This window comes from Ketobacter sp., from assembly GCF_003671495.1.
In the GTDB taxonomy this organism is placed as follows: domain Bacteria; phylum Pseudomonadota; class Gammaproteobacteria; order Pseudomonadales; family Ketobacteraceae; genus Ketobacter.
This window is the reverse complement of sequence record NZ_RCHN01000045.1, coordinates 40,519-64,559: the sequence shown is the minus strand read 5'-3', so window position 1 is coordinate 64,559 and position 24,041 is coordinate 40,519. Positions and strand designations below refer to the sequence as shown.

Below are 24,041 nucleotides of genomic sequence, written 5' to 3'. Positions count from 1 at the left end.
ATGACGGTTAAATACAATATTAAAATCAGGAGTTTACCTTGAGCTCAGCAGTTTCGGAGCAGCGTGTCCTGTCGGGCATGCGGCCCACAGGCAGCCTGCATCTTGGCCATTACCACGGCGTACTCAAAAACTGGGTAAAACTACAGCACGAATACGAGTGTTTTCTGTTCGTTGCCGACTGGCATGCGCTCACCACCCACTACGAAGATCCACGGGTAATCGAGGAGTCGGTGTGGGATATGGTCATCGACTGGCTGGCGGCGGGGATCAACCCCGGTTCTGCCACCCTGTTCATCCAGAGCCGGGTACCGGAGCATGCGGAGTTGCACCTGCTGCTGTCCATGATGACGCCGCTCGGGTGGCTGGAACGGGTGCCGACCTACAAGGATCAGATCGAACAGCTTAAAGAGAAGGACCTGGCGACCTACGGCTTCCTGGGTTACCCCCTGCTGCAGAGCGCTGACATCCTGATTTACCGTGCCGGTCAGGTGCCGGTGGGGGCGGACCAGGTCTCCCACATTGAGCTCACCCGGGAAGTGGCCCGTCGCTTCAACTATTTATATGGTCGGGAACCCGGTTTCGAAGAACTGGTGGAACAGGCCATCCAGAAGATGGGTAAAAAGGCCGCCAAGCTGTATCGCAATCTGCTCAACAAGTATCAGGAGCAGGGCGACGAGGAAGCCCTGGAAACCGCCCACGCTCTGGTGCGGGAGCAGCAGAACATCACCCTCAGTGACAAGGAGCGACTGCACGGCTTTATCGAAGGCAGCGGCAAGGTGATTCTGCCAGAGCCCCAGGCGTTGCTGACGCCGGCTTCGAAAATGCCCGGCCTGGACGGTCGCAAGATGTCCAAATCCTATAACAACACCATCACGTTGCGGGACAGCGAAGACGACGTGATGAATAAAATCCGCACCATGCCCACCGACCCGGCCCGTGTCCGCCTGACGGATGCTGGAGACCCGGAAAAATGCCCGGTATGGCAGTGGCATCTGGTGTATTCCGATAACAGCACGCGGGAGTGGGTACAAGAGGGCTGTCGGAGTGCGGGAATCGGTTGTCTGGAATGTAAGAAACCCCTGATTGATGCCTTGCAGGATGAATTGAAGCCGATCCGTCTGCGGGCGGCTGAGTATTCCGGCAACCCGGATTTGGTGAAGAGCATCGTCGCGGAAGGGTGTGAAAAAGCCCGCGATGCGGCAAAGAGCACCTTGGAAGACGTTCGAGAGGCCATGGGCCTGGGATACTTTTAATGACCATATCCGAACAGGACACCCTGCTGGAAGGGGCCGCTGAACCCGTGGCGGTGGCGGAGAACCAAACCTCCCACCAGCAGGAACCGGTGCCGGATCATGAGCCGTCCGCGGAGGGTGGACATCCGCATCAGGCGGAAATGCCGTTTGCCCTGGTGTACGGTGAGGCGTTCACCAAGCTGCCCCAGGACCTGTACATTCCCCCCGATGCCCTGGAAGTCATACTGGAGGCCTTTGAAGGCCCCCTCGACCTGTTGTTGTACCTCATCAAACGTCAGAACCTGGATATTCTGGACATCCCCGTGGCCCAGATCACCGCCCAGTACATGCAGTACGTGGAGCTGATGAAAAGCCTCAACCTGGAGCTGGCGGCGGAGTATCTGGTGATGGCGGCCCTGTTGGGTGAGATCAAATCCCGCATGCTGCTGCCGCGCCAGACCGAAGCAGAGGACGACGAGCATGATCCCCGGGCGGAGCTGATCCGCCGGTTGCAGGAATATGAGCGCTATAAAAAGGCGGCCGAAGACATTGATGAACTGCCGCGGGTGGGTCGGGAAGTGCATCTCGCGGTTGCAGAACAACCCAAGTTCGAGCGGGAGAAAGCCCATCCTGAGGTGGACCTGCGGGAAGTGCTGTTGGCGTTGCAGGAAGTGCTGCATCGGGCCGATATGTTTGAAAGTCACCAGGTCAGCCGGGAGAAACTGTCCACCCGGGAGCGCATGACTCAGGTGCTGGAGCGGCTGGGGCAGGATCGTTTTGTGCCTTTCGTCAGCTTGTTCAGCTACGAGGAGGGCCGCTTGGGTGTGGTGGTGACCTTCCTGGCCATCCTGGAGTTGGTGAAAGAGTCCCTGGTAGAGTTGGTGCAGAGCGAGGCCTTTGGTCCGATCCATGTGAAGGCGCGGGAGTCGGCCCACGAGGCCGGACCGGAAGAGGATGAGCCTCGCCTGGAAGACGAAACGGCAGAGGGCGCCTTCGAGCCGGTTACCCCGCCGGTGTTGGCACAGCGGGACGTGGAGCCCAGTCTGCCTGAAGAGTTGAATCCCGCTGCGGCGGACGTGAACGATCCGAATAGCGAAGAAAATAATAATGTCTCTTGATCAGGATACGGTAAAACGCATTGTGGAAGGCGCGCTGTTTGCGGCGGGTCAGCCCATGAAACTGGATAAACTGGCCGGGCTGTTTTTGGAAGAGGAAGCCCCACCCACCGAAATGCTGGTGGAGGCGATCAATCAGCTGAAGGAAGAGTACGCCAGCCGGGGTGTCATGCTGAAAGAAGTGGCCAGCGGTTTCCGCTTTCAGGTGCAGGAAAGTGTCGGTGAATGGGTCAGCCGGTTGTGGGAAGAAAAACCGGCCCGTTATTCCCGGGCGTTGCTGGAAACCCTGGCCCTGATTGCATACCGACAACCCATTACCCGGGGTGAAATCGAGGAAATTCGGGGTGTCAGCGTCAGTTCCCACATCACTAAAACCCTGCTGGAGCGTGAATGGATTCGAGTGGTGGGGCATCGGGATGTGCCCGGCCGGCCAGCCATGTATGGCACCACCCGTACCTTCCTGGATTATTTCAACCTCAAAAACCTCGATGAGCTGCCCTCCCTGGCTGAAATTCGCGACCTGGATACCATCAATGCCGAGCTGGAACTGGTACAACGGGGCCTGGATCCCAATGGCCAGCTGGACGTGGATGAGAGCGATGTGGAAGAAGGTGGAGACGGTGATCTGACCGGACAGTCCGACAGCGAGGAGGGAGACGATCATTCGCGTTCAGAAGCAGGTTCGCAACCTGCTGAATCTGAAGTGCAAACTGTGGCGCAGTCGGCGCTCGACACTCCGACTGAGACAGAACACACCGGTGATCCCAAACCCGGTGAGCTAACTTAGGTTGAGTATTCTAGATTTTTTCGATTATCTACGCAGTATTGCCATCCGTTAGGGCGGTAAGGTAGCCGTGAGGCTGCACTATACTGTGTTTTATTTGCATTGACTGTTGTGTTGGTACCGCGTGTTGGCCGGTTTTTCCCGGCTCACGCATTGTTGGTGGGTTTAGTTAGTAATGAGTGAAAAAATACAGAAAGTTCTGGCGCGGGTCGGCTTGGGCTCCCGTCGGGCTATGGAAGAGTGGATTGATGCCGGCCGGGTTTCGGTGAACGGTCAGGTGGCGACACTGGGTGACCGGATCGAGGAAGGCGACGAGCTGCGGGTGGATGGTCGCGTAATTGACTTCGCCACCGAGGAAGACAGCATTCGCCGCGTGGTGTTGTATTACAAACCCGAAGGTGAAGTCTGTACCCGAACCGACCCCAGTGGCCGGCCCACGGTATTTGATGCCCTTCCCAAGCTGAAAGACCAGCGTTGGGTGGCGATCGGGCGTCTGGATATCAACAGCCAGGGGCTGCTTCTGTTTACCACTGATGGTGACCTGGCAAATCGCATGATGCATCCCTCGTCCAACATTGAGCGGGAGTATGCAGTTCGGGTCCATGGGCAAGTCAGTGAGGAGAACCTGGAGGCGTTGCGCAACGGCGTCATGCTGGTGGACGGTCCGGCCAAATTCGATGAAATCGTTGATCGCGGCGGCGAGGGCACCAACCACTGGTATCATGTGATTCTGCGTGAAGGTCGCAAGCGCGAGGTGCGCCGTATGTGGGAAACCCAGGGGGTTCAGGTGAGCCGTCTGATCCGGGTGCGATATGGCGACGTATTATTGCCCCGCAACCTGAAAGCCGGCCGTTGGGTGGAGCTGGACAAAGACAGCATTGATCAATTGGCGGAGAGCTGCGGCGCCGCGCTGCGTAAGCGTACGGGGCTGTATGGTCGGGCCAAAGCCCGTTCGGAACGCGCTGTGGAAAAGGAAGTGCGTCGCGGAGGCTACTTGCGTCGACGCCGGTATTGAATAAAAAAGCGCCTCAAGGGCGCTTTTTTTATGCGTTGGCCAGGGACGGTTCTGCCACCACCACCTGATTGCGCCCGCCGCGTTTGGCACCGTAGAGTGCAGTATCCGCGCGGCGCAGTAGATCCTCCTGGGATTCACCATGGCACAGGCTGGCAACACCGATACTGGTGGTCACTGGAATCTGCAGATTGCCGACTTCGATGGTGAGCTTTTCAATGATGCGGTGGATGCGTTCTGCACCGACCTTGGCGCCGCCGATGTCCGTTTTATTCAGTACCACCACGAATTCTTCACCGCCGTAACGGAAGGTCATATCCGCATTGCGGGAGCTGTTCTGGATGGTATCGGCAATGGTCTTCAGCACGCGGTCCCCCACGCTGTGGCCATGGGTGTCGTTGATGGCCTTGAAATGATCCAGATCCAGGATCATCACGGACAGGGGGTGGCCATAACGATTGGCCTGCTCCACTTCCCGGCTCAGTACCGCGTCCAGGCTGATTCGGTTTCCGGCGCCGGTGAGGCCATCGGTCAGCGAGGCGCGCACCGCCTCCTGATAACGTAATCCGTTGCGCAGGGGAAACACCAGGGAGGAGATCAGTCGATCCAGTTTCTCCAGTTCTTTTTGCTCAAACCCTTTGCCCCGACGGAACAGGGTGAGATCACCCAGGTAGTCGCTGTCGGTCTGAATGCGATAGTGGGAATCCTGGCCTTCCTGAATGCCTTGTTGGAAATTGAAACCCTGAGGCTGATGTTCATAGCTCAGGCCGTCCAGCGGCACGATACGGCGCACTTCAGTGAAAAACAGGCGAATGATTTCCGTCAGTTCGATGCTGGTCTGCAGGATGGCGTTCAGGCGAGACAGGGCCAGCGCCTCTTTGTGGCCGCGGGCATCAAACAGCTGGGCTTTGTGGGTGTGATTATTTACCAGTCCATTACTGTCCAGATCTACTATCCGCGCACTGACAATCGCGTTCATTCCTGTTTCCTCTTCTGAATCGAACTTTGACATGGTGAAGTGTCTGCCTGGATAGATGCCAAGACTGTGCCAGTCTTGCCGAAATGTTGTACAGCGTTTGACTTTTCCTTATTTTACAAGAGGTTTTATCGAGGGCGCGATGATCCGGTGGGCTGGGCAGGGTGGCAAATTGTGATCAGTGTCAAATTCCAGTCATTCTTAGATGGCTATTAGGCGAGCAAAAAGGGGGTGGGAGGCGGAGCCCCGGCTTGCCCGCGGCGTTTTCCCAGGCAAGCCGTTGAAGAGGGGGGTTATTTTTTCTGCGCATCCAGGGACTGACCGGTAACCCCCTGGGAGTCGGTGCCCATGAGGAAATTGTAGAGGGGCATGATGGCATCCGGGGGGCAAACACTTGCCGGTTCTTCTGCCGGGTAGGCGCTGGCGCGCATGCCGGTGCGGGTGGCGCCGGGGTTAACGCAGTTGACCTTGATGTTGCTGGTGTCTTTCAGTTCATCTGCCAGGGTCTGCATCATGCCTTCCACCGCGAACTTGGAGATGGCATAGGCGCCCCAATTGGCGCGACCCACGCGACCGACAGAGGAGGTGGTGAAGACAATGGAACCCTGCTCTGATTGGCGCAGCAGTGGGAGCAGGGTTCGCACCAGCATGAACTGGGCGTTCACATTGGTGGCCATGACCTTTTCAAATAGGTCCATGGGGTAAAACTCCAGGGGGCGAATGTCCCCCAGAATGGCGGCATTGAGCAGCAGTCCATCCAGGCGTCCGAACTCCTGCTCAATGGTTTCCGCAATCTGGCGGTATTCCACGTGACTGGCGGATTCCAGATTGAGCGGTACGATGGCCGGCTGTTTGCCGCCTTCCGCTTCGATCTGATCGTAAACCTGCTCCAGCTTCTCTACAGTTCGCCCCAGTAACACCACGGTGGCGCCCAGCCGGGCAAAACTGAGAGCGGCGGCTTTGCCAATGCCGGCACCGGCGCCGGTGACCAGAATCACTTTGTCCTGCAGCAGGTTGTCGGGGGCCTGATATTGGGTGTAATCCTGATTCATAGTCGATTCCGTTTTTTGAGTGCTCAGGTGATGCATTTTATCAGATCCACTGGTGCAGTATGAGAGAGCGCATCAGAATTCTATTGTCACAGTTGCTCTGACAACCATTGGCAGAAAGTCTGTGGCGTGGGCAGGGTGATGCTGGCGCACCAGTCTTCCGCCCGTTCGCCGGCGTTCAGGTAGCCCCAGCCTGCGGCGACCGTGTAGTTATTGGCGCGCTTGCCTGCTTCAATGTCGCGGGCATGGTCGCCCACATAAAGGGTGGCGGACGGGTCTGCCCCGATGCGTTCACAGGCGGTCAATATGGGCTCCGGATGCGGTTTGCGATGAGTCACCTGATCCGGGCAGATGGCTACTGCGCAGCGCTGGTGGAGGTTCAGCCCTACCAGCAACGGGTCGGTGTAGCGACTGGGTTTGTTGGTCACGATACCCCAGGGAATGTTGCGGGCTTCCAGAGCCTGCAGGGCGGTATCCAATCCATCAAATAGGTGGGATTCCACTGCCAGTTCCTGCTCATAACGCTGTAACAACGCGTCCAGGTGCAGTGTGAAATCCGGATTAGATTCTTCGCCGCCAAATGCCAGGGTCACCAGGGCCCGGGCGCCATTAGACACCTGCTGGCGAATGGTGTGGGGCGGGAAGGGGGCCAACTGGTGCTCTAGGCGCATTTGATTCACGATGCGCACAAAATCCGGCGCGGTATCAATCAGCGTGCCGTCCAGATCGAACAGCACGGCGGCGATGGGGCAAGGAACTGCGTTGTCAGGCATAGTGGGCTCAGTCCGCCTTGATGCAGTGCAGGAAGTAGTTCACGTCCACGTCCCGGGTTACTTTGAATTGCATGGTGAGCGGGTTGACGCTCATGCCGCTGAGATCGCGAATGCCCAATCCCGCTTTGCGGGCCCAGGCGGACAGCTCTGAAGGTTTGATGAATTTCATATACTCATGGGTGCCCCGGGGCACCAGGTTCATCACGTATTCCGCCCCGACAATGGCCATCACATAGGACTTGGGGTTGCGGTTGATGGTGGAGAAAAACAGGTGGCCTCCCGGTTTCACCAGGGTTGCACAAGCCTGCACAATGGCCGCGGGGTCTGGCACGTGCTCCAACATTTCCATGCAGGTCACCACGTCGAAAGCAGCGGGCATTTCGGCGGCCAGGTCTTCCACCGCGATGCAGCGGTAGTCGATGTTCAGGTGATTGGCCGCAGCGTGCTCCCGGGCGGCCTGCAGGTTGGCTTCGCCCATGTCGATGCCTGTCACCTGGGCGCCGCGATAGGTCAGGCCCTCGCTCAGGATGCCGCCACCGCAACCCACATCCAGCACCATTCGGTCGGCCAGGGGGGTGCGCTCATTAATGTAGTTCAGGCGCAACGGGTTAATGTCGTGGAGGGGTTTGAACTCGCCTTCCAGGTCCCACCACTTATCCGCGATGGACTCGAACTTGGCGATTTCGGTGTGATCAACGTTACTCATCAGGGTGCTCATCCGCCATTTGAATTTGTGCTTTCCAGAGTTTGGCTTTGCTCAGGATGTCCGCCAGGTCTATGGTGGTGAGCTGACGATTTTTCATGACCTGGCGGCCGCCAATCCAGGAATCGGTTACCTGGCTTGCGGGGGTGGCATAGACCAGTTGCGACTCCAGGTGATAGTGGGGCTGGCAGGTCACATCATCCATATGTACAGCAATCATATCCGCTGCTTTACCGGTTTCCAGGCTGCCGGTCAGATCGTCGATGCCGAGGGCCCGGGCGCCGTTGATGGTGGCCATCTGCAGTGCCGTCGCTGCGGGAATGGCGCTGGGGTTGCCGGCGACGCCTTTGGCCAGCAGGGCGGCGGTTCGCATCTCACCGAACATATCCAGGTCATTGTTGCTGGCTGCGCCGTCTGTGCCCAGGGCCACATTGACCCCGGCCTCAACCAGTTTGGCCACCGGGCAGAAGCCGCTGGCCAGTTTCAGGTTGGACTCAGGGCAGTGAATCACATGCGTGCCGGTTGCCGCCAGCAGGGTGATCTCATCGTCGGTCAATTGCGTCATGTGAACTGCCTGCAGTTGCGGGTTCAGCAGGCCCAGTTCATTCAGTCGGGCGATGGGGCGTTGACCACCTGCCTTCAATGCCTCTTCCACTTCGAAGGCGGTTTCATGCAGGTGAATTTGCACTGCCATGTTGGTTTCCACCGAGTAGGCGGCGACTTTCTTCAAGGGGGCGTCGGAAACGGTGTAGGGCGCATGCGGACCGAAGGCCACATTGATCAGCGGATGATTGCGGTAGTCGTCGTGCAGTTGCAGCCCCTTGCGCAGGTATTCATCGGCGTTTTGCGCCCAGTTAGTGGGGAAGTCCAGAATCGGGAAGCTCAATTGGCAGCGCATGTGGGCGTTGGCCGCGGCCTTCGCCACCACGTTGGGGTAAAAGTACATATCACTGAAGCAGGTGGTGCCACTGCGGATCATCTCCGCCATGGCCAGCAGGGCGCCTTCCTGGGTGAAGGCCTCGTCCACCCAGCGTCCTTCTGCCGGCCAGATGTGGTTCTGCAGCCAGTCCATCAGGGGCAGGTCGTCCGCCAGTCCCCGGAACAGCGTCATAGCGGCATGACCATGGGCGTTGATCAAGCCCGGCATCAGCACATGTTCGGGTAATTCTATGGTCTCCGCTGCCTGTATTGACAGCGATCCCTGCGGGGCAATAGCAACAATGCGGCCCTTGTCGATGGCCACGCTCTGGCGTTCCAGATAGGGTTGCTGCGGGTCCATGGTCAGGACCCAGCGGGCATGGATGATGGTGGCGACGAGTTGGTTTTCTGGCATGTAACGGTTCCTGCGCTGGTTCGCGTCGGGCAATAGTACCTGTGTTTGATTCCAGAGTGAAAATGCGAGCACAAAAAATCCCTTTAAATTCCTCGTTGTCTGGCTCTGTTGGATGCCTGTCCGTATAATTCCCAGTCTTATTTCGATGAGGACAGATGATGGTTTCAGCCCAGGAACATTCCGTAAGTGCGATCGAATGGCGAGATGAAGCCCTTTGGTTGCTGGATCAGCGCCTGCTCCCCCTGGAAGAGGTCTGGCTGGAACATCAGGATGTGGGGGCGGTGGTTCACTCCATCCGTGAGATGGTGGTGCGAGGAGCGCCTGCCATTGGCATTACCGCCGCCTATGGGGTGGTGATCGCAGCCCGGCACCGTCGCAACCTGGATGCCTACACCTGGCGGGAGCAGCTGGAGCAGGATTTTGATGCCCTGGCCCAGTCCCGCCCCACTGCAGTGAACCTGTTCTGGGCTCTGGACCAGATGCGGGCTGCCCTGGATAAACTTACCGACAGCGAGGACCCCATCGTCCAGTTGCTGCGGGAGGCAAAGAAAATCCACCGCCTGGACGTGGCGGCCAATCACGCCATGGGGCGTTTGGGCAGTGCGGTGATGGCGAACATCAACAGCCCCGCAAAGGGGGTCATCACCCACTGTAATACCGGTTCTCTGGCCACTGGGGGCTATGGCACGGCCCTGGGCGTGATTCGGTCTGCCTGGCAACAGGGCCTGATTGACCGGGTGTTCGCCGATGAGACGCGCCCCTGGTGGCAGGGTTCCCGCCTGACGGCCTGGGAATTGGCCCAGGACAAGATTCCGGTCACCCTCATGGCGGATACCGTGGGTGCCACCCTGATGAAGCAGGGGCGCATCAGCTGGGTGATAGTGGGGGCAGATCGCATCACCGCCAATGGCGATGTGGCCAACAAGATCGGCACCTATAACCTGGCGGTGCTGGCCAAGCATCATGGGGTGCGCTTCATGGTGGTGGCCCCTTCCACCACCTTCGATATGGACCTGACCAGCGGTGAAGACATACCCATCGAGGAGCGGGGTCCGGATGAGGTGGTCACGGTGAAAGGACACCGGCTGGCCCCGGACAACATCGAGGTCTACAACCCGGTTTTTGACGTTACCCCGGCGGAATTGATTGATGCCATCGTGACGGAAAAAGGGGTGGTGGAGCGCCCCAATACAGCCGGCATTTCCAGTCTGATGAAAAAGCACTCCCTGCACTAGGGATTACCGCCTCAAAAGCGCAAAATTTCCATAAAAAACCGCCTTTTGCCCTTAGCCCCGTCTAGGGGCTTTGTGCTATTATTTGGAGCTTTAAAATCGGCCCAGAAAGCCGTCAGGGGCAATGACAAAAACGACGACAGATCAACCCCGGTCACTGTGAGCCTAGGCCCTGCAACCGGCCTGCCCATAGCCGTCAACAGCAAACCAGGAACCCGATGTCAGAACTAGCCAAAGAAATCCTACCGGTCAACATCGAAGACGAACTCAAGCAATCCTATCTTGATTACGCCATGAGCGTTATCGTGGGGCGTGCGTTGCCGGATGTGCGAGATGGTCTGAAGCCCGTGCACCGTCGCGTCCTGTACGCCATGCACGAGCTGGGCAATGTGTACAACAAGCCTTACAAGAAGTCCGCCCGTGTGGTGGGTGACGTCATCGGTAAATATCACCCTCACGGTGATTCCGCGGTTTACGACACCATCGTGCGCATGGCGCAACCGTTCTCCCTGCGTTACATGCTGGTGGACGGGCAGGGCAACTTCGGTTCCATCGACGGCGATAACGCCGCGGCCATGCGATACACCGAGGTGCGCATGGCCAAGATCGCCCACGATCTGCTGGCGGACCTGGAAAAGGAAACGGTGGACTTTGTTCCCAACTACGATGGCAACGAGCAGATGCCATCAGTGTTGCCCACCCGCATCCCTAATCTGCTGGTAAACGGCTCCTCCGGTATCGCGGTGGGCATGGCCACCAACATCCCACCCCACAACCTGGGGGAGGTGATCGACGGCACCCTGGCCTGCATTGATAATCCCGAGATTGATGTGGACGGCCTGATGGAATACATCCAGGGCCCGGATCTGCCCACCTACGGCATCATCAATGGCCGCTCTGGCATCATCGAGGCCTACCGCACCGGTCGTGGCCGCATGTACATGCGGGCCCGGGCTCACATCGAAACCGAAAAGAACGGCAAGGAAACCATCATCATCACGGAGATCCCCTATCAGGTGAACAAGGCACGCCTGATAGAGAAGATCGCTGAACTGGTGAAAGAAAAGCGCATTGAAGGCATCAGCGAGATCCGCGACGAGTCCGACAAAGACGGCATTCGTGTGGTGATTGAGGTGCGCCGTGGCGACAACGCTGAGGTACTGCTGAACAATCTGTATTCGCAGACCCAGTTGGAGACGGTTTTCGGCATCAACATGGTGGCCCTGGTGGACGGCCAGCCCCGCCTGTTGAACTTGAAAGGCATTGTAGAAGCCTTTATCCGTCACCGCCGCGAGGTAGTGACTCGCCGTACTGTATACGATCTGCGCAAGGCCCGTGAGCGTGGCCACGTGCTGGAAGGCCTGGCAGTGGCGCTGGCCAATATCGACCCGGTCATTGAATTGATCAAGGCGTCGCCCAGCCGGGCTGAAGCCGAAGAGCGGTTGATGGGCCAGGGCTGGACCCCGGGCTACGTGCTGGACATGCTGGAGCGGGCCGGTGGCCCGGATGCCTGTCGGCCGGATGACATCGACCCCAATTTCGGTCTGCGGGACGATGGTTTGTACTACCTGTCGGAAGTTCAGGCCAAAGAAATCCTGGACATGCGACTGCATCGTTTGACCGGTCTGGAAACCGACAAGCTGCTGAAGGAATATCAGGAGAAGCTGGATCTGATCAAAGAGCTGATGGCCATCCTCGCCGATCCCCAATTGCTGATGCAGGTGATCCGGGACGAGCTGGTGGAAGTTCGCCAGCAATATGCGGATGATCGTCGCACCGAGATCGTGGCGTCCCGCATGGATCTCACCAACGAAGACCTGATTCCGGAAGAAACCGTGGTGGTGACATTGTCCCACGGTGGTTATGCCAAGACACAGCCCATCGGCAATTACCAGGCCCAAAAACGGGGCGGTAAGGGCAAAGCCGCGGCCTCCGTCAAAGACGAAGATTATGTGGAACACCTGCTGGTCACCAGCAGTCACGACACCATTCTCTGTTTCAGCAACCAGGGAAAAGTGTACTGGTTGAAGGTTTACCAGATTCCCCAGGCCGGCCGCCAGTCCCGTGGCCGCCCCATTGTGAATCTGCTGCCGCTGTCAGACGATGAGAAAATTACCGCAATCCTGCCCCTGCGGGAGTACGAGTCCGGTAAGTTTGTGTTTATGGCCACCTCCAATGGCACGGTGAAAAAAGTTGAGCTGGAGGCGTTCTCCCGCCCCCGCAGTTCCGGCCTCATTGCCATTGAACTGGACGAAGGCAATCGCCTGGTGGGTGTGGATATCACCGACGGCGAGCAGGACATCATGCTGTTCACCTCAGAAGGCAAGGCTGTGCGCTTCAAGGAAGAGAACGTGCGGGCCATGGGCCGTACTGCCCGCGGGGTGCGCGGTGTCAACCTGCCGCAGGGGGTGGATCTGATTTCCCTGATCGTGCCGCAACCCGGGCATCAAGTGCTGACCGCCAGCGTCAACGGATACGGAAAGCGTACGGCGGTGGAAGATTTCCCCACCAAGGGTCGGGGCGGCAAGGGCATCATCGCCATGCGCTGTAGTGAGCGCAATGGTGACCTTCTGGGCGCCGTACAAGTTTCTGAAACCGATGAGATCATGCTGATTTCAGATCAGGGAACGCTGGTGCGTACCCGGGTGTCTGAGGTCTCCATCCAAGGCCGTGATACCCAGGGTGTGATGCTGATCCGCCTGGCCAAGGACGAGAGCCTGGTGGGTGTGGAGCGTATTGCCGAACTGGCGGATGATGAGCTGGATGCTGAAGCGGACGCCTCCACCCCGGACAATACTGAGCCAACCACAAGCACAGGTCCTGTTGACCAGGATGATGACAACCAAGCCGATATTGATGAAGAGGATGCCTGAACCCTATGACGCGCGCCTTTAACTTTTGTGCCGGTCCGGCAGCGTTGCCGGAGGCAGTGTTGGAGAAAGCTCAGGCAGAGATGCTCGATTATCAGGGCAGGGGGCTGTCGGTCATGGAAATGAGTCACCGGTCCGACGAGGTGGTGGCCATTGCCGAGAAGGCGGAGCAGGATCTGAGGGATCTGCTGGCCGTACCCTCCGACTATAAAGTGTTGTTTTTGCAAGGGGGAGCCAGCACTCAGTTTGCTATGGTGCCGATGAACCTGTCCTCCAACAATCATGTGGCGGATTATGTGAACACTGGCCAATGGTCCAGCAAGGCCATCAAGGAAGCCCAGCATTTCTGCAATGTGAATGTGGTGGCCAGTAGTGAAGGGGATAATTTCTCCTCCGTGCCCGCCTTTGACAGCTGGCGTCTCAGCTCCAATGCGGACTACCTTCATTATTGTCCCAATGAAACCATCGGTGGTGTGGAATTTGATTTCATTCCGGACGTGGACGTGCCTCTGGTGGCAGACTTCTCCTCCAGCATTCTGTCGGAGCCACTGGATGTGGGCAAGTTTGACCTGATCTATGCCGGAGCCCAGAAAAACATCGGCCCGGCCGGTCTCACCGTGGTGATCGTGCGGGAAGGGTTGCTGGGCAACGCCATCCCTGCCACGCCCACTATGCTGGATTACAAAACCCACGCGGATGCCGATTCCATGTATAACACGCCACCCACCTATGCCTGGTACCTGGCTGGCCTGGTATTTGAATGGCTGAAAGAGCAGGGTGGGCTGAAAGCGATGGGAAAACTGAACAAGGCCAAGTCGGACAAGCTGTACCAGTACATTGATGAGAGTGGTTTTTACGCCAATCCGGTGGCGGTGAACAACCGATCCCGCATGAATGTGCCGTTCACGCTGGCGGATGCGGCCCTGGACAAGGCATTCCTCAAGGAAGCGGAAGCTCGACGTTTGCTGAACCTGAAAGGACACCGGTCTGTGGGTGGCATGCGAGCCAGTATCTACAATGCCGTGCCCATGGAAGCGGTGGATGCACTGATTGAATTCATGAAAGACTTTGCGCAACGAAGGGGTTAGTCCGAGAGCATGTCTGATTCCAAACCCACACTGGAAACATTGCGGGACACCATTGACCAACTGGATCAGCAGATTCAGGAACTGATAAACCAGCGTGCACACTGTGCCCAGCAGGTGGCGGATGTCAAACAGGGCGCCATGGCCGAGGGTGAGAAAGCAGTGTTCTATCGTCCCGAACGGGAAGCCCAGGTACTGCGACGGGTTATGGAACGTAACGTCGGGCCCTTGGGTGATGAGTCCATGGCACGCTTGTTTCGCGAGATCATGTCGGCCTGTCTGGCTTTGGAAGAACCCATGTCCATTGCCTATCTGGGGCCGGAAGGCACCTTTACCCAGGCGGCGGCGCAGAAGCATTTTGGCCATGCGGTGAAAACCGCTCCCATGGCCACCATCGATGAAGTCTTCCGTGAGGTGGAATCCGGTAGTGCCCATTATGGCGTGGTGCCGGTGGAAAACTCCACCGAGGGTGTCGTCAATACCACGCTGGATTCCTTTACCCATGCCAATGTCAGCATCTGCGGCGAGGTGGAGCTGCGCATTCATCATCATTTGATGGTGGGGCCCAACACCCGGGAAGACGCCATTACCCGCATATACTCCCATCAACAGTCCTTTGCCCAATGCCGGCAATGGCTGGATGCGCACTATCCCACGGCAGACCGTATCCCCGTCAGCAGCAATTCGGACGCCGCCCGGCGCATGAAAAGCGAATGGAATGCAGCCGCCATTGCCGGGGAAGTGGCAGCGGAAATGTACGGGCTTAAGGTGCTGGCGTCCAATATCGAGGACAATCCCCACAACAGCACGCGATTTTTGATCGTGGGTCGGGAGCAGGTGCCGCCCTCCGGTGAGGACAAGACCTCCATCATCGTGTCGATGAAAAACAAGCCCGGGGCACTCTACGAATTATTGGCTCCGTTCCACGAGGCCGGGATCATGCTCACCCGGGTGGAAACCCGACCCTCCAAGGACGGCACTTGGGCGTACCTGTTTTTCATTGATTTCGAGGGCCATGAAAGCACCGAGGCAATCAAGCGTTGCCTCAAGCGTGTGGAGGAAATGGCCGTGTATGTAAAACGACTGGGCTCCTACCCGAAAGCGGTGCTTTGATATGGCATGTGATTTTATTGCTTTGGCGACTCCCGGTGTGCAGGGTTTGACGCCCTATGTGCCTGGAAAACCCATTGAAGAGCTGGAACGTGAGCTGGGTATTCGCAACATCATCAAGTTGGCCAGCAACGAAAACCCCCTGGGCCCGAGTCCGCGAGTACTGGCAGCGCTGAATCAGGTCAAGTCAGAGCTGACCCGATATCCTGACGGTAACGGCTTCCAGCTGAAGCAGGCCTTGTCGTCCAAACTTGGTGTAAAGGCCGACACCATCACCCTGGGCAATGGCTCCAATGATGTATTGGATTTGATCGCTCGGGCATTCCTGGCGCCCGGTGATGAGGCCGTGTTCTCCCAATATGCCTTTGCCGTGTACCCCATTGCTACTCAGGCCTGTGGTGCCAGGGCGGTGGTCACTCCCGCCAAAAACTGGGGCCATGACCTGGATGCGATGGCGGCAGCAATCACCGGCCAGACCAAAGTGGTGTTCATCGCCAATCCCAACAATCCCACTGGAACGTCCTTTGGACGGGCCCAATGGGAAACCTTCATGAGCAAGGTGCCGGAAACCGTACTGGTGGTGCTGGACGAGGCCTACATTGAGTACGTGGAAGAGGGCTCAGATGCTCTGAATGGTTTGGCTTACCTGGACCAGTATCCCAATCTGATCGTCACCCGCACTTTTTCCAAAGCCTATGGACTGGCGGCGCTGCGGGTCGGCTACAGCCTGTCAGATCCGCAGGTGGCCAATGTGTTGAATCGGGTTCGACAACCTTTCAATGTGGATTCCTTTGCACTGGCTGCCGCCACCGCAGTCCTGGAAGACGAGGATTATCTGGCCCGCAGCCGCTCGGTGAACAGCGAAGGGATGGCGCAGTATGTTGCCGGTTTCCAGTCCCTGGGCCTGGATTTCATTCCATCGGCGGGGAATTTCATCACGGTGCACTTTTCGGTTGAAGGCATGAGTGTCTATCAGAAGCTGCTGCAGGAAGGCGTCATCGTTCGTCCGGTGGCAAACTACGGCATGACCCACTCATTACGCATCAGCATCGGATTACCCCAGGAAAACCAGCGTTGCCTCGCAGCGTTGGAACGCGTGCTGGGGCAATGATTAAGGACACCAGCCTGACTCAGCCCCTGGACCGCGTGGTGATTGTGGGATTGGGTCTGATCGGGGGCTCCTTTGCCCTCGGCCTCAAGGCCCACGGCCTGTGTCGCGAGGTGGTGGGTTGCAGTCGCTCCCGCAGCACCCTGGAAAAAGGCCTGGAACTGGGCGTCATCGATCGGGCGGAACCGGATATCCAGCAGGCGGTGGCCGGTGCGGATCTGGTGATGCTGGCGGCACCCATCGGCGCCACTGAAACCTTGTTGCGCGCCATGGCACCGGCCCTGGACGGCAACACGGTGGTGACCGACGGCGGCAGCGTCAAAGGCAACGTGGTGGCCGCCGCCCAGTCAGTGTTCGGTCACATTCCCCCCTGGTTTGTCCCTGGCCACCCGATTGCCGGGTCCGAGCGCAGCGGTGTTGAAGCTGCCAAGGTGGACCTCTACCAGAACCACAAAGTCATCCTTACCCCCCTGCCTGATACCGATCCCCACGCCTTGAGCATGGTGGCCCATCTGTGGCGCGGAATGGGGGCGGATGTGCTTACCATGAGTGTGGAGCAGCACGACGGCGTTTTGGCCGCCACCAGCCATCTTCCCCATTTGCTGGCGTTCTCCCTGGTGGATACTTTGGCCAAAGAAGATGAAAATCAGGAGATATTCCGGTACGCTGCCGGCGGTTTTCGGGATTTTACCCGCATTGCCTCCAGCGACCCCACTATGTGGCACGATATTTTCATCGCCAACCGGCAGTCTTTGTTGGACGTGATCGGGCACTTCGGCCGGGGATTGGAAGAATTCAGGGCCGCGGTGGAGCAGGGGGATTCCCAGGCCATGCTCGGCATCATGACCCGGGCCAAAGTGGCCCGTGACCACTTCACCAAAATGTTAGCAAAGCGTGCATACAGTAAGACTATGACAGAAAAGAACATTGTGTTCACTGCTCACCATGGCGGTGAGGTAAAAGGTGCCATTCGAGTGCCGGGCGACAAATCCATATCCCATCGGTCTATCATGATGGGCTCCCTGGCGGACGGCCTTACCGAGGTGTTCGGCTTCCTCGAAGGCGAAGACAGCCTGGCAACGCTGCAGACGTTCCGCGATCTTGGGGTCACCATCGAAGGCCCCAATAATGGCCACGTGAAAATCTACGGTGTGGGCATGCATGGTCTGCTGCCGCCCCATGGTCCATTGTATTTGGGTAACAGCGGTACTTCCATGCGACTGTTGGCGGGTTTGCTCTCCGCCCAGAAATTTGACGTGGAATTGACCGGCGATGAGTCCCTCTCCCGCCGTCCAATGGGGCGCGTTACCAAGCCCCTGGCGCAAATGGGCGCCCAGGTGGTATCCCGGGAGGATGGAACCCCTCCACTCAAAATACAGGGTGGCCAGCCTTTGAAAGGGATTCATTACGACATGCCCATGGCCAGTGCCCAGGTTAAATCCTGTGTCCTGCTGGCGGGGCTTTATGCGGAAGGCACCACCAGTGTCACCGAGCCGGCCCCGACCCGGGATCATACTGAGCGAATGCTGCGCGGTTTTGGCTATCCGGTGACCACGGAAGGCAACAGGATCACCCTGGTGGGTGGCGGTGGCCTGCGTGGCACCACCATTGATGTGCCGGCGGATATTTCCTCCGCTGCGTTCTTTATGGTAGCGGCCAGTATTACCCCTGGTGCCGACCTGACGTTGGAGCATGTGGGCATCAACCCAACCCGCATCGGCATCATCAACATCCTCAAAGCCATGGGTGGCAATCTGGAGGTTCTGAATCCCCGCGAGGTGGGGGGCGAGCCGGTGGCGGATATCCGCGTGCAATACGCGCCTTTGAAAGGGATTCATATTCCGGAAGATCAGGTGCCACTGGCCATTGATGAGTTCCCGGTGTTATTCGTAGCCGCAGCCTGTGCACAGGGCACCACCGTATTGACCGGTGCCGAAGAGCTGCGAGTGAAGGAAAGTGACCGCATCCAGGTGATGGCGGACGGCCTGCAAACCCTGGGCGTGCAGGCTAACCCGACCCCGGATGGCATTGTCATCGAAGGTGGCCCCATCGGCGGTGGGGTGGTTGAGAGCCATGGTGACCATCGCATCGCCATGGCATTTGCTGTGGCGGCCCTGCGGGCGACGGCCGATATCACCATTAACAACTGTGCCAACGTTGCCACTTCGTTCCCCAATTTCGTTGAATTGTCACGGAAAGTCGGTATGAAGCTGGATGTCGCAGAAGTAGGAGAATCCCATGTCTAACCCCCCAGCCAGTGCCCCTGTTATCACCATTGATGGCCCCGGCGGCTCCGGCAAGGGCACCATTGCCCAAAAGGTGGCGAAGGCCCTGAACTGGCACTTGCTGGACAGCGGCGCCCTGTATCGGTTGGTGGCGCTGGCGGCCAGCAACCACGGAGTGTCCCTCGACAACGAAGAAAGCCTGCAGATCCTGGCTGAGAATATGGACGTGCAGTTCCTGGTGGATGATCCGGATCAGCCCATCCGAATTGTGCTGGAAGGCGATGTGGTGACCAAGGACATCCGCTCTGAGGAAGTGGGGCGTGATGCGTCCAAAGTAGCCGCTTTGCCCAGCGTGCGCGCCGGCCTGCTGCAGCGTCAGCACGATTTCCGGGACGCCCCCGGCCTGGTGGCGGATGGCCGGGATATGGGGACAGTGGTGTTCCCGGATGCGGAATTAAAGGTCTATCTTACGGCAAGTGTCGAGGAACGTGCGGAAAGACGCTTCAAACAGTTGCAAGAGAAGGGCATGAGTGCTAATTTAGCCGACCTTCAAGCAGCGATACAATCTCGGGACGCCCAGGACATGAATCGCTCAGTGGCACCCTTGGTTGCAGCCGATGATGCCATCATTATTGACAGTACTGACATGACAATCGATGAGGTGTTTACCGAGTTAATGAATCATGCCAGAACCAAAGGCCTTGTGAAGTAATCCGTCCGGCCCTCACGCTAAGCGGATTAGACAGGTCAACCCGGGCATAGACCCGGATATAAGAATTAGAGCGTATGGGGATTCGCCTCAGGGTGAGCTTCATTCGCTTTTTGGCGTTTTTCGGAGCCGTATTTGCCAGCTGGCGCTGAAAAACTGAGTAAAAACAACCCGTACGGTGCTGGTAGCGTATGGCGGATTGGCTAATGCCGAATCCTAACGGGGTTAGCTATTAATGACAGGTAAAACACATGAGCGAAAGCTTTGCCGAACTATTTGAAGAAAGTTTAAAAGAACTGGACATGACCCCGGGGTCCATCGTCAAAGGTACCATCGTATCGATCGACGATGACTGGGTTACTGTATACGCCGGCCTGAAATCAGAAGGCGTGATTCCCCGTGATCAATTCATCGGTGACGGTGGCCAACTGGAAATCAATGTTGGCGATGAAGTCGACGTGGCTCTGGAATCTCTGGAAGACGGTTGGGGTGAAACCCGCCTGTCCCGCGAGAAAGCCAAGCGTGCTGAATCCTGGAAGCGTCTGGAAGCCTGCTTCGAAGCAGACGAAGTGGTTAAAGGTATCATCAACGGTAAAGTCAAAGGTGGCTTCACTGTGGATATCGAATCCGTACGTGCGTTCCTGCCCGGTTCTTTGGTTGACGTTCGTCCGGTGCGTGACACTCTGCACCTGGAAGGCAAAGAACTCGAATTCAAAGTCATCAAGTTGGATGCCAAGCGCAACAACGTGGTGGTTTCCCGTCGTGCGGTTCTGGAAGCAGAGAACAGTGCAGAGCGCGAAGCGCTGCTGGAAAAACTGCAAGAGGGAATGGAAGTCAAGGGTATCGTCAAGAACCTCACCGATTACGGTGCGTTTGTGGATCTGGGCGGTATCGACGGTCTGTTGCACATCACCGATATGGCTTGGAAGCGCATCAAGCACCCGAGCGAAATCGTGGAAGTGGGCGACGAGATCAATGTAAAAGTATTGAAGTTCGATCGCGAGCGCAATCGTGTGTCCCTGGGCCTCAAGCAGTTGGGCTCTGATCCTTGGGTTGAAATCACTCAGCGCTACCCAGAAGGTAGCCGCGTGAAAGCCAAGGTCACCAACCTGACCGACTACGGCTGCTTTGCTGAACTGCAGGAAGGCGTTGAAGGTCTGGTGCACGTTTCCGAAATGGATTGGACCAACAAGAACGTACATCCTTCCAAAGTCGTATCCATCGGCGAAGAAGTGGATGTGATCGTTCTGGACATCGACGAAGAGCGTCGTCGAATCTCCCTGGGTATCAAACAGTGCAAACCCAACCCATGGGAAGAGTTCGGCACCAAGTTCAATAAGAACGACAAGATCTCCGGTAAGATCAAGTCCATCACTGACTTCGGTATCTTCATCGGCCTGGACGGCGGCATCGACGGTCTGGTTCACCTGTCTGACATCTCCTGGGATCTGCCTGGAGAAGAAGCGGTTCGTGAATACAAGAAAGGCGACGAAATCGATACCGTTATCCTGTCCGTTGATCCGGAACGCGAGCGTATCTCCCTGGGTATCAAGCAACTGGAACAGGATCCATTTGCCATGTACGTTCAGGAGAACGACAAGGGTGCCATCGTCAACGGTACTGTGAAGTCTGTTGATGCCAAAGGCGCCATTGTTGAGCTGGTGGATGGTGTTGAAGCCACTCTGAAGGCCTCTGAGCTGAGCCGCGATCGTGTGGAAGACGCCCGTTCTCACCTGAACGAAGGTGATCAGGTTGAAGCCCGTATCATCAGTGTTGACCGCAAGAACCGCGTGATCAGTCTGTCTGTGAAAGCAAAAGACATGGCGGATGAGAAAGAAGCCATGAAAGCGCTGAACCAGACCCAGGCTCAAGAAGCCGCACCGAAGACCATCGGTGATCTGATCAAGCAACAACTGGAAAACGCCGACAAGTAATTGTCAACGTTGTCCTAAAAAAGGCGACCGCTGGAAAGTGGTCGCCTTTTTTTATGCCTGTTTTCAGGTCTCGGTTTTGTTCACTAAACAATTCGTATACGATGGCGGGATATCCATAAAGCAGTGGGGTTCACCATGAAAAATTTACAGGGGAAAGTGGCGGCCATTACCGGAGCCGGGTCCGGGATCGGGCAGGCATTGGCCGTGGAGTTGGCAAAGTTGGGGTGCGACTTGGCGCTCTCCGACAAAAATGAGGCCGGCTTGCAGGACACGGTGGGCCAATTGCAATCCATGGGTACTCGCTCAAGCTCCACGGTGTTGGATGTGGCGGATCGAGCCGCAGTGTATGCTTGGGCTGACCAGGTGGTGGCAGAACATGGGCGGGTGAATCTGATTTTCAACAATGCGGGCGTGGCACTGAGTGAAACCGTAGAAGCCATGACCTATGAGAATCTGGAATGGCTCATGAATATCAACTTTTGGGGTGTGGTGTATGGCACCAAGGCGTTCCTGCCCTATCTGAAGCAGGCCGGGGAAGGGCATGTGGTTAATGTGTCCAGTGTCTTCGGTATGATCGGCGTGCCGACCCAGAGTGCCTACAACGCAGCCAAGTTTGCGGTGCGGGGTTTTACGGAATCCCTCAGGGAGGAAATGGAAATTGAGGGCGCCAATGTCATGGTGTCCTGTGTGCATCCTGGGGGTATTAAGACCAATATCGTGCGCAGTGGGCGCATTGGCGAAGTGGGCAAAGCCAGTACCAGCGACCGCGACAAGATGGTAAAAATGTTCGATAAAGCCGCACGTACCACGCCCAAGCAGGCTGCTCTGACTATTATTGATGGAGTCCGTAAAAACAAGCCCAGGATTCTGATCGGGGCCGATGCTCATGTGATCGACAGTGTGCAACGTTTGCTGCCCACGGGGTACCAGAAGTTGCTGGTGTGGGGGGCAAAACGGAATTTCGACAAGCACAATCGATAGGATCGTGCCAAGGTAAACGTAAAATGGCGACCATAAAAAAGGGCTCTTGCGAGCCCTTTTTTTGTCAGGTTTACTTTTCCATCCATTGTTCCAGCGCCAGGATTTCATCGCTGGTCAGCATACCGGCCTCTCGTTTCAAGGCTAACGAATTCAGCACATAATCGAAGCGGGCGTTGGTGTAATCACGCTCGTTCTGGAACAGATTTCTCTGCACGTTCAATACGTCCACAATAGTCCGGGTTCCAGCTTCATAACCGGCCTGGGTGGCTTCGAGGGCTACTCTGGCGGAGTTGGTGCTTTGCTTGCGGGCATTTACTTCCGCGACGTTGGCGATGGTCAACTGGTAATAGTTGGTGACATCCTGAATCGCCTCGCGGCGCGCCTGGTGTTCCAGGTCCTGGGCCGCCATAAATTGATACTGGCTCTGACGGCGGTTGGCGCTGATGGAGCCGCCACTGTACAAGGGTACCTGCAGCTCCAGGGCGATGATGTTGCTGGTGGTGTCCGGGCTGGTGGAGTTGGTGGTGAGGGACTGGGCGTCGCTGCTGGAATAGGCGTGGGTCCCAACCAAATCCAGCGTGGGAGCGTGTTTGCCTCGCTGGCTCTTGTAGTTCTCCTGGGCGGCCTCGGCGGCATAAATTGCCGCTTGCAGGTTGGCGTTACTGGCCTGGGCTCGCTCAAGCCACTGGTTCAGATCCAGCGGCTCCGGCACGGTTACCGGAAGATCCAGGCTCAAGTCCACAACATTGTCCACCGTGGTGCCGGTGATGGTTTCCAGCAGGCGCAAGGCAACAAACTGTGCGCTCTCGGCACTGATGCGGGCGCTGACAGCTGTGTCGTAGGCGGCCTGGGCTTCATGGACATCGGTGATGGCCACCAGGCCCACTTCGAAGCGCTGTTTGCTTTGTTCCAGTTGGCGGGCGATGGCTTCCTGTTCGGCCTTACGATAGGAGAGGTTAGCGTTGGCCCGCAGTACTTCCAGGTAACGGGTGACGGTGCGCAGATAGAACTCTTCCTTGATGTCCTGGAATTCGGAACCGTATTGGCTGTCAAGGGCCTTGCCAAGCTGGTAGGTGTGCCAGTTGTCGAGCCGGAACAGTGGCTGTCTCAGATTGGCGGAATAGCCATGGCTGTCGTAATCGTCATCGCCCAGATCTTCGTATTCCACATCGGTCTTGGCCAGGTTACCACTCAGATTGATCTGGGGTAGCAGGCCTGCCCGGTTCAGGTCAATAACCTGTTGGTTGGCCAGATAGGTGTTCTTGGCAGCGGCCCACTGAGGGTCGTTTTTCTCAGCCAGCTCGTAGGTTCGCTGCAGGGTGAGAATTTCCGCCTGAGCGGCTGCGGCTCCGAGGAACAGAGAGCTGCCCAGGAGAAGTGACTTGAAATACATGGTTTTCATTAGAAGCACCGTCTTCCGGTTACATTGGGATAATCTTATTGTGAGTGTATTATTGTCCAGAGGTTCACTTGAGTGAAGGGTTAATTATGGCAGATCGAGAGCTGCTTTTGTCATTGTTGACGAATCTGGAAACGGAGATGCGGGAAATGGATTTGTGGGAGACACAATCACCACCGGCGCCGGCCTTTGAGAGTCAGTTACCGTTTTTTTACGATACGATGAATTTTGGTCAGTGGTTGCAATGGGTGTTTGTTGCCAGGTTCCGGGCCATTCTGGAGGGCCAGCATCCATTGCCTCCGAATTGTGAGGTGGCTCCCATGGCAGAGGAATATTTCGCAGAACTGGACGTTTACTCTGACCCGGTGGTGGGGTTGCTCCGTCGCTTTGATGAAGAGTTCAAATAAGCAG

19 protein-coding genes and 1 pseudogene are annotated in these 24,041 nt (G+C 57.2%); 14 read left to right on the top strand and 6 right to left on the bottom strand.

What is annotated here, in order from left to right:
- Positions 1 to 38: 38 nt before the first annotated feature.
- From D9N14_RS20585 to rluB, 4 genes and pseudogenes are all read left to right on the top strand, one after another.
- Entirely contained in the window at positions 39 to 1,253 is a 1,215-nt protein-coding gene (locus tag D9N14_RS20585; RefSeq protein WP_290583324.1) for a tryptophan--tRNA ligase, read from the top strand.
- A 140-nt stretch (positions 1,254 to 1,393) separates the two neighbouring features.
- A pseudogene (locus D9N14_RS20580) lies at positions 1,394 to 2,155 on the top strand (segregation and condensation protein A); the annotation flags it as partial.
- A 184-nt stretch (positions 2,156 to 2,339) separates the two neighbouring features.
- Positions 2,340 to 3,134 carry an SMC-Scp complex subunit ScpB gene (scpB, locus tag D9N14_RS20575; protein WP_290583322.1) on the top strand — a complete coding sequence of 265 codons (795 nt, stop codon included), beginning with the start codon at positions 2,340 to 2,342 and terminating at the stop codon, positions 3,132 to 3,134.
- Between the two features lie 172 nt (positions 3,135 to 3,306).
- Complete coding sequence (gene rluB / locus D9N14_RS20570) at positions 3,307 to 4,146, top strand: 23S rRNA pseudouridine(2605) synthase RluB (RefSeq protein WP_290583320.1); 840 nt, start codon at positions 3,307 to 3,309, stop codon at positions 4,144 to 4,146.
- A 28-nt stretch (positions 4,147 to 4,174) separates the two neighbouring features.
- Here the strand turns inward: rluB and D9N14_RS20565 are convergent, their stop codons facing one another.
- The 5 genes from D9N14_RS20565 to D9N14_RS20545 form a co-directional block, all read right to left on the bottom strand.
- Positions 4,175 to 5,122, bottom strand: a complete 948-nt coding sequence (locus tag D9N14_RS20565) for a GGDEF domain-containing protein (protein ID WP_290583318.1) — start codon at positions 5,120 to 5,122, stop codon at positions 4,175 to 4,177.
- Positions 5,123 to 5,412: 290 nt separating this feature from the next.
- Complete coding sequence (locus D9N14_RS20560; RefSeq protein ID WP_290583316.1) at positions 5,413 to 6,171, bottom strand: YciK family oxidoreductase; 759 nt, start codon at positions 6,169 to 6,171, stop codon at positions 5,413 to 5,415.
- An 86-nt stretch (positions 6,172 to 6,257) separates the two neighbouring features.
- The gene (locus D9N14_RS20555; RefSeq protein WP_290583314.1) at positions 6,258 to 6,941 is read right to left on the bottom strand and encodes an HAD family hydrolase; all 684 of its coding nucleotides are present in this window, start codon (positions 6,939 to 6,941) and stop codon (positions 6,258 to 6,260) included.
- 7 nt (positions 6,942 to 6,948) lie between these two features.
- Complete coding sequence (ubiG, locus tag D9N14_RS20550) at positions 6,949 to 7,647, bottom strand: bifunctional 2-polyprenyl-6-hydroxyphenol methylase/3-demethylubiquinol 3-O-methyltransferase UbiG (RefSeq protein WP_290583312.1); 699 nt, start codon at positions 7,645 to 7,647, stop codon at positions 6,949 to 6,951.
- Positions 7,640 to 8,977, bottom strand: a complete 1,338-nt coding sequence (locus D9N14_RS20545) for a TRZ/ATZ family hydrolase (protein ID WP_290583310.1) — start codon at positions 8,975 to 8,977, stop codon at positions 7,640 to 7,642. Before D9N14_RS20545 ends, ubiG begins: the two co-directional genes overlap by 8 nt.
- A 155-nt stretch (positions 8,978 to 9,132) precedes the next feature.
- Between D9N14_RS20545 and mtnA the strand changes: the two genes are divergently transcribed.
- The 9 genes from mtnA (at position 9,133) to D9N14_RS20500 (ending at position 22,231) form a co-directional block, all read left to right on the top strand.
- The gene (mtnA, locus tag D9N14_RS20540; RefSeq protein ID WP_317622654.1) at positions 9,133 to 10,212 is read left to right on the top strand and encodes an S-methyl-5-thioribose-1-phosphate isomerase; all 1,080 of its coding nucleotides are present in this window, start codon (positions 9,133 to 9,135) and stop codon (positions 10,210 to 10,212) included.
- Between the two features lie 215 nt (positions 10,213 to 10,427).
- Positions 10,428 to 13,082 (top strand): DNA gyrase subunit A, encoded by a 2,655-nt coding sequence (gene gyrA, locus D9N14_RS20535; protein ID WP_290583308.1) that lies wholly within the window; start codon positions 10,428 to 10,430, stop codon positions 13,080 to 13,082.
- A gap of 5 nt (positions 13,083 to 13,087) precedes the next feature.
- Positions 13,088 to 14,167, top strand: coding sequence for a 3-phosphoserine/phosphohydroxythreonine transaminase (gene serC / locus D9N14_RS20530; RefSeq protein ID WP_290583306.1), 1,080 nt, complete (start codon positions 13,088 to 13,090; stop codon positions 14,165 to 14,167).
- A gap of 9 nt (positions 14,168 to 14,176) precedes the next feature.
- The gene (pheA, locus tag D9N14_RS20525; protein WP_290583304.1) at positions 14,177 to 15,277 is read left to right on the top strand and encodes a prephenate dehydratase; all 1,101 of its coding nucleotides are present in this window, start codon (positions 14,177 to 14,179) and stop codon (positions 15,275 to 15,277) included.
- A gap of 1 nt (position 15,278) precedes the next feature.
- A complete protein-coding gene (hisC, locus tag D9N14_RS20520) occupies positions 15,279 to 16,385 on the top strand; it encodes a histidinol-phosphate transaminase (RefSeq protein WP_290583302.1) in 1,107 nt (368 codons plus the stop codon).
- The gene (locus D9N14_RS20515; RefSeq protein WP_290583300.1) at positions 16,382 to 18,628 is read left to right on the top strand and encodes a bifunctional prephenate dehydrogenase/3-phosphoshikimate 1-carboxyvinyltransferase; all 2,247 of its coding nucleotides are present in this window, start codon (positions 16,382 to 16,384) and stop codon (positions 18,626 to 18,628) included. The genes hisC and D9N14_RS20515 overlap by 4 nt, the downstream gene beginning before the upstream one ends.
- Positions 18,621 to 19,319, top strand: coding sequence for a (d)CMP kinase (gene cmk, locus D9N14_RS20510; protein ID WP_290583298.1), 699 nt, complete (start codon positions 18,621 to 18,623; stop codon positions 19,317 to 19,319). The genes D9N14_RS20515 and cmk overlap by 8 nt, the downstream gene beginning before the upstream one ends.
- Positions 19,320 to 19,567: 248 nt before the next feature.
- Positions 19,568 to 21,250: a 30S ribosomal protein S1 gene (rpsA, locus tag D9N14_RS20505; RefSeq protein WP_290583296.1), complete on the top strand. Its 1,683-nt coding sequence runs from the start codon at positions 19,568 to 19,570 to the stop codon at positions 21,248 to 21,250.
- Positions 21,251 to 21,385: 135 nt separating this feature from the next.
- Positions 21,386 to 22,231, top strand: coding sequence for an SDR family NAD(P)-dependent oxidoreductase (locus D9N14_RS20500; RefSeq protein ID WP_290583294.1), 846 nt, complete (start codon positions 21,386 to 21,388; stop codon positions 22,229 to 22,231).
- 70 nt (positions 22,232 to 22,301) lie between these two features.
- Here the strand turns inward: D9N14_RS20500 and D9N14_RS20495 are convergent, their stop codons facing one another.
- Positions 22,302 to 23,633, bottom strand: a complete 1,332-nt coding sequence (locus tag D9N14_RS20495) for a TolC family outer membrane protein (protein WP_290583292.1) — start codon at positions 23,631 to 23,633, stop codon at positions 22,302 to 22,304.
- Positions 23,634 to 23,719: 86 nt separating this feature from the next.
- Between D9N14_RS20495 and D9N14_RS20490 the strand changes: the two genes are divergently transcribed.
- On the top strand, positions 23,720 to 24,037 hold the full coding sequence (locus D9N14_RS20490) for a YqcC family protein (RefSeq protein WP_290583290.1): 318 nt from the start codon (positions 23,720 to 23,722) through the stop codon (positions 24,035 to 24,037).
- Positions 24,038 to 24,041 lie beyond the last annotated feature (4 nt).